This window comes from Actinosynnema sp. NPDC004786 (genome assembly GCF_053601135.1).
In genome coordinates, this window is sequence record NZ_JBSGBG010000003.1 from 225,908 (window position 1) to 239,334 (window position 13,427).

General features: G+C 74.1%; 10 protein-coding genes, 1 pseudogene and 1 riboswitch. Of the genes and pseudogenes, 5 read left to right on the plus strand and 6 right to left on the minus strand.

All coding sequences use genetic code 11. From position 1 onward, the window contains the following. Positions 1-7 precede the first annotated feature (7 nt). The 3 genes and pseudogenes from ACWEFJ_RS04485 to ACWEFJ_RS04495 all read left to right on the plus strand — a co-directional run. Positions 8-850, plus strand: a complete 843-nt coding sequence (locus ACWEFJ_RS04485) for a DegV family protein (RefSeq protein WP_449712903.1) — start codon at positions 8-10, stop codon at positions 848-850. A gap of 85 nt (positions 851-935) precedes the next feature. Continuing rightward, complete coding sequence (locus ACWEFJ_RS04490; protein ID WP_449712904.1) at positions 936-1,661, plus strand: helix-hairpin-helix domain-containing protein; 726 nt, start codon at positions 936-938, stop codon at positions 1,659-1,661. Positions 1,662-2,035: 374 nt separating this feature from the next. Further along, positions 2,036-4,306: pseudogene (locus tag ACWEFJ_RS04495) on the plus strand (DNA internalization-related competence protein ComEC/Rec2); the annotation flags it as partial. A 761-nt stretch (positions 4,307-5,067) separates the two neighbouring features. Here ACWEFJ_RS04495 and thrC read toward each other — a convergent pair. After that, entirely contained in the window at positions 5,068-6,330 is a 1,263-nt protein-coding gene (gene thrC / locus ACWEFJ_RS04500; RefSeq protein WP_378089723.1) for a threonine synthase, read from the minus strand. An 11-nt stretch (positions 6,331-6,341) separates the two neighbouring features. Continuing rightward, positions 6,342-6,457: riboswitch (SAM riboswitch) on the minus strand. A 96-nt stretch (positions 6,458-6,553) separates the two neighbouring features. On the opposite strand from thrC, the gene holA reads away from it, so the two are divergent. Next, the gene (gene holA, locus ACWEFJ_RS04505; protein ID WP_378089720.1) at positions 6,554-7,537 is read left to right on the plus strand and encodes a DNA polymerase III subunit delta; all 984 of its coding nucleotides are present in this window, start codon (positions 6,554-6,556) and stop codon (positions 7,535-7,537) included. A gap of 106 nt (positions 7,538-7,643) precedes the next feature. On the opposite strand, the gene rpsT is transcribed toward holA, so the two are convergent. Beyond that, positions 7,644-7,904, minus strand: coding sequence for a 30S ribosomal protein S20 (gene rpsT, locus ACWEFJ_RS04510; protein ID WP_378089718.1), 261 nt, complete (start codon positions 7,902-7,904; stop codon positions 7,644-7,646). 224 nt (positions 7,905-8,128) lie between these two features. Beyond that, complete coding sequence (locus ACWEFJ_RS04515; RefSeq protein ID WP_449712905.1) at positions 8,129-10,408, minus strand: glycoside hydrolase family 3 N-terminal domain-containing protein; 2,280 nt, start codon at positions 10,406-10,408, stop codon at positions 8,129-8,131. Between the two features lie 147 nt (positions 10,409-10,555). Here ACWEFJ_RS04515 and ACWEFJ_RS04520 point away from each other — a divergent pair, with 147 nt between their 5' ends. Next, the gene (locus ACWEFJ_RS04520) at positions 10,556-11,359 is read left to right on the plus strand and encodes a sulfite exporter TauE/SafE family protein (protein ID WP_378089714.1); all 804 of its coding nucleotides are present in this window, start codon (positions 10,556-10,558) and stop codon (positions 11,357-11,359) included. On the opposite strand, the gene ACWEFJ_RS04525 is transcribed toward ACWEFJ_RS04520, so the two are convergent. From ACWEFJ_RS04525 to ACWEFJ_RS04535, 3 genes are all read right to left on the minus strand, one after another. Further along, complete coding sequence (locus tag ACWEFJ_RS04525) at positions 11,328-12,107, minus strand: VOC family protein (RefSeq protein ID WP_449712906.1); 780 nt, start codon at positions 12,105-12,107, stop codon at positions 11,328-11,330. The two genes, ACWEFJ_RS04520 and ACWEFJ_RS04525, sit on opposite strands and share 32 nt — an antisense overlap. A gap of 153 nt (positions 12,108-12,260) precedes the next feature. Then, entirely contained in the window at positions 12,261-12,485 is a 225-nt protein-coding gene (locus tag ACWEFJ_RS04530) for a hypothetical protein (protein WP_378089710.1), read from the minus strand. Between the two features lies 1 nt (position 12,486). Beyond that, on the minus strand, positions 12,487-13,410 hold the full coding sequence (locus ACWEFJ_RS04535) for an SPFH domain-containing protein (protein WP_378089708.1): 924 nt from the start codon (positions 13,408-13,410) through the stop codon (positions 12,487-12,489). Between the last annotated feature and the right edge of the window lie 17 nt (positions 13,411-13,427).

A 13,427-nucleotide genomic window follows, 5' to 3' on the forward strand; every position in this document is an offset into this window, starting at 1 on the left:
GGCACTCGTGTCCACCACGATCGTCACCGACTCCACGGCGTACCTGCCCGAGGGGTTCGCCGAGCGGCACGGCATCCGGGTCGTGCCGCTGCACGTGGCCGTGGACGGTCGCAGCAGGCTGGACGGGGTGGACTTCGGCCCGGCGGAGCTGGCCGCGGCGCTGGGGGAGCACCGGCGGGTGACCACGTCGCGGCCGACGCCGGGCGAGCTGGCCGACGTGTACCGCGCCGCGCTGGCCGACGGCGCCGACGCGATCGTGTCCGTGCACCTGTCGCGCGACCTCTCCGGCACGTGGGAGGCCGCGCGGTTGGCCGCGGAGGAGGTCGACCCGACCCGGATCAGGGTGGTCGACTCGCGGGCCACGGGCATGGGGCTGGGGTTCGCCGCGCTGGCTGCGTGCGCCGCAGGCGACGACGCCGACCGCGCGCGGGAAGCCGCCGCGGCCGCCGCCTCCCGGGTCAGGATGTTCTTCTGCGTGGAGACGCTGGACCACCTGCGGCGGGGCGGGCGGATCGGCGCGGCCGCCGCGCTGGTCGGGACGGCGCTGGCGGTGAAGCCGCTGCTGCACGTGGACGACGGTCGCATCGTGCCGCTGGAGAAGGTGCGCACGATGGGGCGGGCGATGGGCCGGCTGGTCGACCTGGCCGCGTCGGCGGCGGGTTCCGGGCCGGTCGGGCTGGCTGTCCACCACCTCGCGGCCCCGGAGCGCGCGGCGGAACTCGCGACGTTGCTGGACGACCGCGTCCCCGGCTCGACCGGATGCCTGATCTCCGAGGTGGGAGCGGTGATCGGGGCGCACACGGGTCCCGGCGTGCTCGGTGTGGTGGTCCTGCCCGGAGGCGTGTCGTAGCCCTCGTTATCCATCATTCGGCAGTTATCCACAGATTCCGAACACCCTCCCCACGCCCTGCTCCGTCCGGCCTAACGTCGATCGCATGTTCGACAACAACCCGGAAACCACGACCGCCCGCCTGAAGGCCCTCGTCTCGCAGGAGCGGGGCAGGCACCGCGCGTCGGACGCCGAGACCCTGGTGTTCGTCTCGTCGGACGGTGGCGCCGACCCTCCCCACCCGCTGCGCCGCCTCCTGCGCCGCTGGCTGCCCGAACCGACCGTCCCGCACCGACGCAGGCTCCTGCTCGCGGGCGTGATGGCCGGCGTGGCGCTGGCGGTCGCCCTGGCCCTGTGGTGGCAGCGCCCGGTGCCGGAGAGCCCGCCGGAACTCCCCGTGGCGGAGGCCGCCGCAGTCACCCGTGCCGAGGAGCACCTGGTCGTCAACGTGGTCGGCCTGGTGCCCACGCCGGGCCTGGTGACCGTGCCGAGCGGGGCCAGGGTGGCCGACGCCCTGCGCGAGGCGGGCGGAGCGCACCCGACCGCCGACCTCACCACGCTCAACCTCGCCCGCAAGGTCGTGGACGGGGAGCAGATCGCCGTGGGCATCCCGTCACCGCAACCGGCCGGCGCCGCCACCGAACCGCTGAACCTCAACACCGCGACCAAGGACCAGCTCGACACGCTGCCGGGCGTCGGCCCCGTGACGGCACAGCGGATCGTCGACCGACGGCAGAAACGCGGCCCCTTCACCTCCCTGGACCAGCTCGCCGAGATCGAAGGCATCGGCGACCAGAAGCTCGCCAAACTCCGCGACCTCGTCCGTCTCTGACAACCCGACCCCTCGACGCAACAGGAGCCCGACCGTGCCCGACAACCACCGACCCGACGCCACCCACCGACCCGTCATCCCGTTCCGCCGGCCCGAACCCGCCCCGCTCCCGCACCGACGCCCCGCTCCGCCGACCCGTGCCCGCCACCTGATCCGCCGCATCCTCACCCGCCTGACCACCCTGTCGAGGTCGCGCTGGTTGGGCTCCTGACCTCGACCCGACCCCCGACCGGGCCGAAACGGCACTCCGCACCCGCCCGTGACATCCGCCGCTGCCTCGAACCCGAAACCGGAGGTGTGACCATGCGTGGCCCACGAACCCCGTCTCGCGTCGCTATCCGCAGCGGCCGCACCGCGCACCCGGAGGTGGAGCCGTGAGCCCCCGCGCGTACCTGGTCCCGACGGCACTGGTGGTGTGGGCGACGGCGCTCGCCGGCCTGCTGTGGGCGTGGTGGGCCGCGCCGGCGGTCGGCCTGGCCGGCGCGCTCCTCGGCGGTCTGGCACTGCGCCCGTGGCGGCAGGCGGCGGTGGCGGTGGCCGTCGCGGGCCCGGTGGCGGCGTGCTGGATCGGCGCACAGGTCCACGGCTCCGCGCACCACCCCCTCCGCGCGGCGGCCGAGCGCGGCGGGTCCGTCACCGTCCGCTTCGAACTCGACAACCGGCCGCACGGCCTGCGCAGCAGCGGGTTCGGCTCCCGCGCGGGCGGCGTGGACCTGGTCCTCGTCCGGGCCACGGTGGACGGTGGTGGCCGGATCGCCGTCCTAGCCCCGGCAGCCGGGTGGCGGGAACTCCTGCCGGGCCAACGGGTTTCCGCGCGCGGCACGCTCGCCCCGCCGCGCGGCGGGGAGTTGACGGTGGCGGTGCTGCGGGTCCGCGGACCGCCGCGGGACGTGACGGGAGCGCCGGTGTGGCAACGCGTCGCCGAGGACCTGCGGGCGGGACTGCGCGACGCGAGCACCGCGCTCGACCCCGAGCCGGCCGGCCTGCTGCCCGCGCTCGTCGTCGGCGACACCTCGGAACTGCCACCCAGGGTCGTGGAGGAGTTCCGCACGGCGGGCCTGGCCCACGTGCTCGCCGTCAGCGGCGCGAACCTGGCGATCCTCTGCGGCGCGGTCCTGTTGCTGCTGAGGCTCCTCCGGGTCGGTCCGCGGGGCTGCGCGGTCGGCGCGATGGCGGCGTTGGTCGGGTTCGTCGTGCTGGCCGGGCCGGAGCCGAGCGTGCTGCGGGCCGCCGTGATGGGCGCGGTGGCGTTGCTCGCGCTGGTGCTGGGACGGGAGCGGTCGGCGTTGCCGGCGCTCGCGGCCTCGGTGGTGGTCCTGGTCCTCTACGACCCGGAGCTGGCCACCGAACCGGGGTTCGGCCTGTCGGTGGCGGCCACGGCGGCGCTGGTGCTGCTCGCGCCGAGGTGGGCCGCCGCCATGAAGGAGCGGGGCGTCCCGGTGGGCTTCGCCGAGGCGCTGGCGGTGCCGGTGGCCGCGAACCTGGCCACCGCGCCGCTGGTCGCCGGGCTGTCCGGCCAGGTGAGCCTGGTCGCGGTGTTGGCGAACCTGCTGGTCGCGCCGGTCGTGGCGCCCGCCACGGTGCTCGGTGTGCTGGCCGCCGTGCTGGCGCAGGTGCACGACCAGGCGGCCAGGCCGGCCGTCGAGGTGGCCGGCCCGGCGGTGGGCTGGCTGATCACGGTCGGCCGGCACGCGGCGGCGGTGCCGGGTGCGGCGGTCGGGTGGCCGGGCGGCTGGGTCGGCGGGGCGTTGCTGGCCGGGGTGCTGGTGCTCGGCTACGTGGTCGTCAGGGTGCGCCGGCTGCGGGCGCTGGTCGCGGCGGCCGTCGTCGGCGCGGTGGTGGTGGCCGTGCCGGTCACCGTCGTCTCGCCCGGTTGGCCGGCGCCCGGCTGGTCGGTCGTGGCGTGCGACGTGGGCCAGGGCGACGCGGTCGTCCTCGCGACCGCCGAACGCGACCGGGCGGTGCTGGTCGACACGGGACCGGACCCGGTGCCGGTGCTGTCGTGCCTGCGCCGGCTGGGGGTGCGCCGCATCCCCCTGGTGGTGCTCAGCCACCTGCACGCCGACCACGTCGGCGGGCTGGCGGCGGTGATGGCGGAACGGGGCGTGGGCGCGGTGGCCGTGGGGCCGTCGCGGCAGCCGGACTGGGCGTGGGAGGAGGTGCGGGAACAGGCGCGGGCGGCCGGGGTCCGTGTGGTCGAGCTGGGCGCGGGCCGGCGGCTGAGCTGGCCGGGGCTGCGGCTCGACGTGCTGGGTCCGCGTGCGGACCCGGTGGGCGACACGAACACGGCGGTCAACGACGCGTCCCTGGTGCTGCGGGCCTCCACCGCGGCCGGGCGGGTGCTGCTGACCGGGGACGTCGAACTGGCCGGGCAGGCGGACCTGCTCGGCGGGCACGTGGACCTGCGGGCCGACGTGCTCAAGGTGCCGCACCACGGCTCGCGGTACTCGTCGCCCGCGTTCCTCGCGGCGGTGCGGCCGCGCATCGCGTTGGTGAGCGTCGGCGCGGGCAACCGCTACGGCCACCCCAGCGGGGTGCTGGTGGAGGCGTTGACGAGCAGCGGCGTGCTGGTGCTGCGCACGGACCGGGACGGCGACACCGCCGTCCTGGCCGGCCCGGACGGGCCGAGGGTCGCCCGCAGAGGCGGCGGCCCGACCGACAACGGACAAGGGGAGATCGATGAAGAACGACGTGTGGGTCCGATTGCACTCCGGCTGGGCCCCGCAGGGCGGCAACCGCGCGATCGCGTGGGCCCTGTGGCAACCCGGCTACGTCGCCGAGCCCTGGCCACGCGAGCAGCTCCGGCCCTCGTTCACCTACTACGTGTGCGAGGACCTGCCCAAGGGCGAACGGGGCATCGTGGCCAGGGCCACCGCCACCGGCGTGGTCCGCCTGGCACAGGTGCCGTCGGCCGACTCCGCCTACCGCCTGGTCGCCGACGCGTTGTTCGACGACGACCTGGCGATCCCGCCGGAGGAGTGGCACTCCGAGCGCTACAACCAGGAGAAGGCGAAACGTCCCTGGCCGCAGATGCTCACCGCGTGGCGCGTGGTCACCGAGCCGGTCGGGCCGCACGTCCTGCCGGAACTGGCCGCGTTCCCGCGCACGGGCTGGCTCCGCACCCCGAGGATCGCCCTGTGACCGGCGGTACCGCGGCCGGGACGTCCGCGGGCCGACGCCATACCGGACCACGGCCGGCGGCCCGACCACCGCCGGTCCGCCGTCCGCCCACCTGAAGGCGGCTCGTGCTCCAGGGGCGTGGGACACCTCCGTCACGGGACGGCGTGATCCGGCCCGTCGCGGGCAGGGTCCCGCACGCGCGTCGTCTCGTGCAGCCGACCGTCGGCTCGCGGGTTGCGGCCGCCGGGTGGGCCGGTCGTGCCCACCCGGCGGGCCGGCTGCCGGGTCAGTCCCGGAGGGCCGCGATGACCGCTTCGGCCGAGGGCGGGACGTTGGCGCGGGGGCCGACGCGGTCGCCGAGGGCGTCCAGGGTCTTGAGGCCGTCGCCGGTGATGAGGAGCACCGTCTCGCCGTCCGGGTCGAGTTGGCCGGTCTCGATGAGCTTCTTCGCGGTCGCGACGGTGACGCCGCCGGCCGTCTCGGCGAAGATGCCCTCGGTCCGGGCCAGGAGGCGGATGCCCTCGACGACCTCTTCGTCGGTGACGTCCTCGATCGCGCCGTTGGTGCGGCGGACGGCGTCCAGCACGTAGGGGCCGTCGGCCGGGGCGCCGATCGCCAGCGACCGGGCGATGGTGTCCGGGCGGACCGGGCTGACCACGTCGTGGCCCGCCTTGAAGGCGGCCGAGACGGGAGAGCAGCCGGTGGCCTGCGCGCCGAACACCCGGTAGGGGGTCTGCTCGACCAGGTCGAGCTCGCCCAGCTCGCGGAAGGCCTTGTCCACCTTGGTCAACTGGGAGCCGGACGCGATCGGCACGACGATCTGGTCGGGCAGCCGCCAGCCGAGCTGCTCGGCCACCTCGTACCCGAGCGTCTTGGAGCCCTCGGCGTAGTAGGGGCGGACGTTGACGTTGACGAACGCCCAGTCCTCGTGCTCGGCGGCCAGTTCCTGGGCCAGCCGGTTCACGTCGTCGTAGTTGCCGTCGACGGTGATCAGGTTGCCGCCGTACACGGCGGTCATGAGGATCTTCGCCTGCTCCAACGTGGACGGCACGAGCACGACCGACTGCCAGCCCGCGCGGGCCGCCGCGGCGGCCACGGCGTTGGCCAGATTGCCGGTGGAGGGACATGCCAGGACCTTGAAGCCCAGCTCACGGGCGGCGGCGAGGGCGACGCCGACCACGCGGTCCTTGAACGAGTGGGTGGGGTTGCCGGTGTCGTCCTTGACCCACACCTTGCGCACGCCCAGGGCCTTGGCGAGGCGGTCGGCCTCGACCAGGCGGGTGCCGCCGGGGTTGGTGTTGGGGTGCGACTCGACGGTGGAGGGCACGGGGAGCAGGCCGCGGTAGCGCCAGATCGACCGGGGGCCCGCCTCGATGTCCTCGCGGCGGACCCGTCCGAAGTCGTAGGCCACTTCCAGCGGCCCGAAACACTCGAGACAGGCGTATTCGGGGGCGAGCGGCGTCTCGTGACCGCACTCGCGACACGACAGCGCGCGGGCGGGACCGAGGTCGAAGGAGGTGGTGGCCGAGGGCACACTGACGGCAGTCATCGCGAGGTATCTCCTCATCTTTCCCGCGCGTCGCGGGTCGGAATTGGCACCGTGATCGCCAGCGGACGCTGTGCGACGGGTTGCCGGGGCTTCTTCGGGCCGATCCCTCTGCCCCTCTGGATGAGCGGTATTCGGTTGTGGCTTCAACTTACGTCACCATCCCGACCCTCAGCCAGAGACGTCCACCATCCGGACGTCGGCCGGCCCGTGGGAGGATCGCGGCGTGAGTTCGTCCGCTGACACGCCCGACGCCGTGCACCTGGTCGTCGGCGAGGAGGAGTTGCTGGTCGAGCGCGCGGTGCGCGGTGCGCTGGCGGCGGCCCGCCAGGCCGATCCGCAGGCCGACCTGACGCGCGTCCGCGTGACCGATCTCACCCCGCCTGAGCTGGCCGAACTGGTGAGCCCGTCGCTGTTCGCGGAGGGGCGCGTGGTCGCGCTGGAGGCCGCCCAGGAGGCCGGCAAGGAGATCGCCGACGCGGTCGTCGCCTACGCCAAGGCGCCGGCCGACGGGGTGACGCTGGTGGTCGTCCACAGTGGCGGCGGGCGGAGCAAGGCGGCCAAGGAGCTGCCCGCGGCGCTGCGCAAGGCGGGCGCGCGGGTCACCGAGTGCCCCAGGATCACCAAGGCGGCGGACCGGGAAGCGTTCGTGCGCAACGAGATCCGGGCGGCGGGCGGCGGCAAGGCCGACCCGGAGGCCGTGGCCGCGCTGATCGAGGCGGTCGGGTCGGACCTGCGCGAGCTGGCGGCGGCGGCGTCGCAGCTCGTCGCCGACACCGGCGGCAAGGTCGACGCCGAGGCGGTCCGCCGTTACCACCGCGGGCGGGCCGAGGTGACCGGGTTCGCGGTCGCGGAGAAGGCCGTGATGGGCGACCGGGCCGGCGCGCTGGAGGCGCTGCGGTGGGCGATCCAGCTCGGCGTGCCGCACGTGCTGGTCGCCGACGCGCTGGCCGACGCGGTGCGCACGATCGCGCGGGTGTCCGCGGTGGGGCGGGGCGATCCGTTCAAGCTGGCGAGCGAGCTGGGCATGCCGCCGTGGAAGGTGAAGAAGGCCCAGGGGCAGTCACGCGGCTGGGAGGACCGGGGGCTGGCGGCCGCCATGACGGTGGTCGCGGACCTGAACGCCGACGTCAAGGGTGTCGCGGCGGACTCCGGCTACGCCCTGGAACGCGCGGTGCTCAAGATCGTCGCAGCGCACGGACGGCGCTGACCCACCACAGGCGGGAGCCGGACAGGCCCGCGCTCACCTGCCGCCGGCACGAAAAGCGCCGCCCACCCCGGCGTGGGGTGGGCGGCGCTCCGGCGTGAGGACCGGATCAGATCTGGTTGGCGCGCCGCGCCAGCGCCGACTTCTTGTTGGCGGCCTGGTTGGCGTGGATGACGCCCTTGGTGACGGCCTTGTCGAGCTTGCGGGAAGCCTCCCGCGCCAGCGCGACGGCCTTCTCCTTGTCACCGGCCTCGGCGGCCTCACGGAACTTGCGGATCGCGGTCTTGAGCGACGACTTGACGGCCTTGTTGCGCAGGCGCGCCTTCTCGTTGGTCTTGATCCGCTTCATCTGGGACTTGATGTTCGCCACGCGAAAGCCACCTTTTCCTCGGTCTCGGAGTCGCACCGCGCCTGTCACCGGCTCCGCCCCCGAAGGGGCGGTCTTCCTCCACAGCGGAATGCCGCGCGATACGGCCGAGAAGGATATCAGGGCAGCTCACCGCACCGTGAATCGAGTCCCGTCACCACACCGCGGACCGGGTTCGTCACCGCACCGCGAGTCGAGGCCGGTCACCGCATCGTGGGCCGGGTTCGTCACCGCACCGTGAACCGGGCCCGCCCGTCGCCGACCACCACCTCGTAGTCGCCCCTGGCCACCTCGGGCTTGCCGGAGCCGTCCATGTCGCCGGCCGTCACCGCGAGCCGCTTGACGTCGAACACGACCTCGACCGCCCGCTGCTCGCCCGCCTTCAACGCCACGCGCGTGAAGCCGACCAGGCGCTGCTGCGGCGTGAGCACCTTGCTCACCGGCTGGTGCACGTACACGGGCACGACCAGGGTGCCGTCCCGGCCCCCGGTGTTGGCCACCGTCACCGACACCTTGACCTGACCGTCCCGGCGCACCTCGGCGGACGCCAACTTCGGCGCGGACGTGGTGAACGTCGTGTACGACAGGCCGTGCCCGAACGCGAACGCCGGGTCGTACGCCGAGCTGGGCGCGGTGTTCGCGCCACGCGGCTGGTCGTAGGAGAACGGCTGGTCGCCGACCGTCTTCGGCCACGACACCGGCAGCCGGCCGCTCGGGTTGACCGTGCCGAAGAGCACGTCGGCGATCCCCGACCCGCCCTCGGAGCCGGGCAGCCAGCCCGCGAGCAGCGCCGGCGCGTCCGCCACCGCGCCCAGCACCATCGGCCGGCCGGTCAGCAGCACGACCACCACGGGCTTGCCGGTCGCCCGCACGGCGGCCACCAGGCCCTGCTGCTCGGCGGTCAGCGCCGGCTCCTCGGTGTCCGCCTCGCCCTCCGCGCCCTGGTCCTCGCCGAGCACCACGACGACCGCGTCGGCGTCGGCGGCCTGGGCGACCGCGTCGGCCTGGGTGGGTGCGCTCACGACGTTCGTCGCCGGGGCGGCGGCCTTGATGCCCTGGAGCACCGTGACGGCCGGCGGCACGGGGGACGAGGCGGGCACGCCCTGCCAGCCGATCGACCAGCCGCCGAGCTGCCGCGCCACGGAGTCGGCCGAGTCGCCGGTCACCACGAGCTTGCCCGCGCTCTTCGACAGGGGCAGCACGCCCTCGTTGCGCAGCAGCACCGCGCTCTCCGCCGCCGCCTGCCGGGCCAGCGCCCGGTCCGCGCCGTTGACGATCGCGTCGGCCTTGGCGGCGTCCACGAACGGCTTCTCGAACAGCCCCAGGTCGAACTTGAGCTTCAGGATGCGCCGCACGGCCTGGTCGATCCGCTTGCCCGGGACCGCCCCGCTGCGCACGGCCGCCAGCAGCCCGGTGGTGAACTCGGCCGCGTTCGACGGCTCCATCGCCATGTCCACGCCCGCGTTGACGGCCATCGCGATGGCCTCCTGGTAGTCCGCCGCCACGTGGTAGCGGTCCACCAGGAACCGGATGTCCTCCCAGTCGGTGATCGCCACGCCGCGGAAGCCCATCCGGTCGCGCAGCTGCGTGGTCAGCAGGTACTTCGACGCGTGCGCGGGCACGCCGTTGACCGCGCCGGAGTTGATCATCACCGTGCCGACGCCCGCGTCGAACTGCGGCTGGAAAGCCGGCAGCACGGTGTCCTGGAGGTACCGGATGGGCAGCTGCGCGGGCGCGCGGTCGTGGCCGTTGAACGGCTCCGAGTAGCCCGCGAAGTGCTTCGCGGTCGCGGTGAGCTTCGCGGTGCCGTCGGTCGGGTCGCCCTGCTGCCCGCGCACGTTCGCCGCGGCCAGCTCGCCGGCCAGCACCGGGTCCTCGCTGTAGGTCTCGTAGTAGCGGCCCCACCTGGTGTCGCGCGCGATGTCGGACACGGGCGCGAAGTTCCAGAACACGCCGGTCGCGCGCATGGCCCGGCCGGTGGACTCGCCCAGCTGTCGCATCAGCTCCGGGTCCCACGTCGCGCCGAGGCCGATCTGGTGCGGGAACATGGTGGCGCTGAGCACGTTGTTGTGGCCGTGCACGCCGTCCGCGCCGTAGAGGACCGGGATGCGCAGCCGGCCGTGGTCCAGCGCGTACTTCTGGATGGCGTTGGTCATCTCGGCCCACGCGCGGGGCGTGTTGGGACTCGGCGCCTCGCCGCCGCCGGACAGGATCGAGCCGACCTTGGCGTCCTCCAGCACGGCCTTCATGCAGTCCTCGCGCAGCGGACCGGGGTTCCACTCGCAGTTGCCGCGCAGCTTGCCCACCCGGATCTGCGTCATCTGGCCGACCTTCTCCTCCAGCGTCATCCGCTTGAGGAGGTCGTCGACCCGCCGGTCGACGGGCGCCCGCGCGTCCAGGTAGCCCTGCCCGGTGGGCTCCATCACGCCGCTGGCCTGCGCGCCGGTGACCAAGAGGGCCATCGTGGCCAACGCGGCCACGATGGTCCGCTTGCGGGATCTCAACACCGAGAACCTCCAGGTGGATCGGGGGTACGCCCGGGAACACCCTCTCTGTGTGAAACCGCCCACAACAGGGCTGAACGGCGCATTCTGGGAGCGCTCCCACCCCGGTAAGGCATGAAATGCAGTACGCCCGTCTTGTTTCATGGGCGCGTGACCGCCGCACTCGACTGGCCCGGCTTCGGGCACATCTCGCTCGCCGCCCTGCTGTTCCTCTGCCTCGCCGCCGCCCTCGCGGGCGCGGTCGACGCCGTGGTGGGCGGTGGCGGACTGATCCAGCTGCCCGCGCTGCTGCTCGTCGCGCCCGGCGGCCAGCCGCTGTACGCGCTGGCCACCAACAAGATCGCGTCCGTGGTCGGCACGGCCGCGGCGGTGCGCGCCTACTCGCGGCAGACCCCGATCGACTGGTCGTCGGCGCTGCCGATGGCGGTCGCCGCGTTCGCCGGCGCGGTGGGCGGCGCGGCGTTCGCGGGCGCGTTGGCGCCGGGAGTGCTCAACGGCGTGGTGCTCGTCGCGCTGGTCGGCGTCGGCCTCTACACCTGGCGCAAGCCGGAGCTGGGCGTCGCCGAGGCGCCGAGGTTCAGCCGGGCCGCGCAGGTCGCCGTGATGGCCCTCGGCGGCGCGGTGGTCGGGTTCTACGACGGCCTGGCCGGGCCGGGCACCGGCGCGTTCCTGGTGTTTCTGCTCGTCGGCCTGGTCGGGTTCGCGTTCCTGCGCGCCTCGGCCACGGCCAAGGTGGTCAACGTGGCGACCAACCTCGGCGCGCTGCTGTACTTCGTCCCGGCCGGGAAGGTGCTGTGGGGCCTGGGCCTGGTGCTCGCGCTGTGCAACGTGACGGGCTCGGTCTTCGGCGCGCGGCTCGCGGTGCGGCGGGGCTCCGCGTTCGTGCGCCGCGTGTTCCTCACCGTCGTGGTGGCGCTGGTGGTCAGTCTGGGGTGGAAGGCGGCGGTTGGATGACCCGGAACGTCGCGCCCATCGGGTCGCCGACCGTGGTGAACCGGCCGAACCGCGACTCGACCACGTCGCCGACCGTGACGCCGCCCAGCTCGCGCACCCGCCGGGCGGCTGCGTCCGCGTCGGCCACCGCGAAGTAGGTCATCCAGTGCGGCGGGATCTCCGCGGGGATCTCGTTGGCCATGCCGAACACGCCCGCCACCGGTCTGCCGTCCACCCGCAGCTGCGTGTACGGGATGTCCGGCAGCGGGTCCAGGCCCACGCCGAACACCAGCCGGTAGAACTCGGCCGCGCCGAACGCGTCCCGGGTGGCCAGCTCGTTCCACACGACCGAACCGGGCTCGTTGACCACGTACGCGCCGATGTGCGTGCCCGCCTCCCACAACCCGAACGCCGCGCCGTACGGGTCCACCGCGATCGCGCCGCGCCCCGGCCCGCCGGTGTCGAACTCCGGCACGAGCACCTTGCCGCCGTTGGCGTTCAGCTTCTCCACCGACTCGTCCAGGTCGTCGGTCGCCAGGTAGGTCGTCCACACCACGGGGAACATCGCGTCGGACGGCATCTCGCCGAACCCGGCCACGGGCAGCCCGCGCACGAGCGCCATCGTGTAGTGCCCGGTCTCCGGGCCGCCGACCTCGAACTCCCAGCCGAACAGGCCGCCGTAGAACGCCGCGGTGGCCTGCCGGTCGGTGGTCATCATGTCCACCCACGCGGGCGTCCCGGGCGCGTACGGGGAGGTCAGCTCGCTCATCCGGCCAACGGTCGCACCGGCCGCCGCACGCCGCGAGTCGATCAACGCCGGGACGCGCGCCGGCGGCCCGCAGCAACGCCGGGACGCCGCCGGGGCAGTGGCCCGCGACGCCGGGACGCCGCCGGCGCGGTGGTCCGCACCGACGGCGTCGGGTCACCCGGCCGGTCCGTCCCCGCGTTCGGCGGGGTTCTTGCGCGGACGGCCGCGCCTGGGTTGGTCGCCCGCGCCGTTGGGCAGGCGGCCGGCTTCGGCGAGCGCGCGGCGCAGCAGGAACTCGATCTGCGCGTTGGTGCTGCGCAGCTCGTCGTTCGCCCACCTCGTCAGGGCGTCGTGCACCGCCGGGTCGAGGCGCAGCAGGACGCTCTTGCGCTCGGCCACGTCAGGTGTAGAGCGACCCGGCGTTGACCACGGGCTGCGTGGATCGGTCGCCGCAGAGCACGACCAGCAGGTTGGACACCATCGCCGCCTTGCGCTCCTCGTCCAGGTCCACCACGTCCTCCTCGGCGAGCCGGTCCAGCGCGAGCTGCACCATGCCGACCGCGCCCTCCACGATCCGCGTCCGCGCCGCGACCACCGCGCCCGCCTGCTGGCGCTGGAGCATCGCCTGGGCGATCTCCGGGGCGTAGGCGAGGTGCGTGAGGCGTGATTCGATCACCTTCACGCCGGCCGCCTCAACCCGGGCCGCGATCTCCGCCGACAGCGTCTCGGTGATCTCGTCCGCGTTCTCCCGCAGCGACAGGCCGGACTCCTCGTGGTTGTCGTAGGGGTAGCTGGTCGCGATGTGCCGCACCGCGGTCTCGGTCTGGATGCCGACGAACCGCACGAAGTCGTCCACCTCGAACATGGCCCGCGCCGTGTCGTCCACCTGCCACACCACCACGGCGGCGATCTCGATCGGGTTGCCGTCGGCGTCGTTGACCTTCAACGTCGCGGTCTCGTGGTTGCGGATCCGGGTGGAGACCTTGGCCCGGGTGCTGAACGGGTTCGCCCAGCGCAGCCCGTCCTGGCGGACCGTGCCCGTGTAGCGGCCGAGGAACTGCAGCACCCGCGCCTCGCCCGGCGCCACGGTGAACAGCCCGCGCAGCCCGATGCCGCCGCCGGTGAGGACGACCAGCCCGGCGACCGCCGCGGGCACGTTCGGGTCCTCCGGGTCGGGGACCACCGACACGACCACCAGCAGCACCCCGACCGCCAGCGCCAGCAGCCCGATGAAGAACGCCAGGATGCCGGGCGCGGCGACCGCCGCCTTCTCCCGCACCGCGGGCGCGGGCATCCGCACCGCCACGTCCGTCGTCGCGTCCATGTCCCACCTCTGATCTC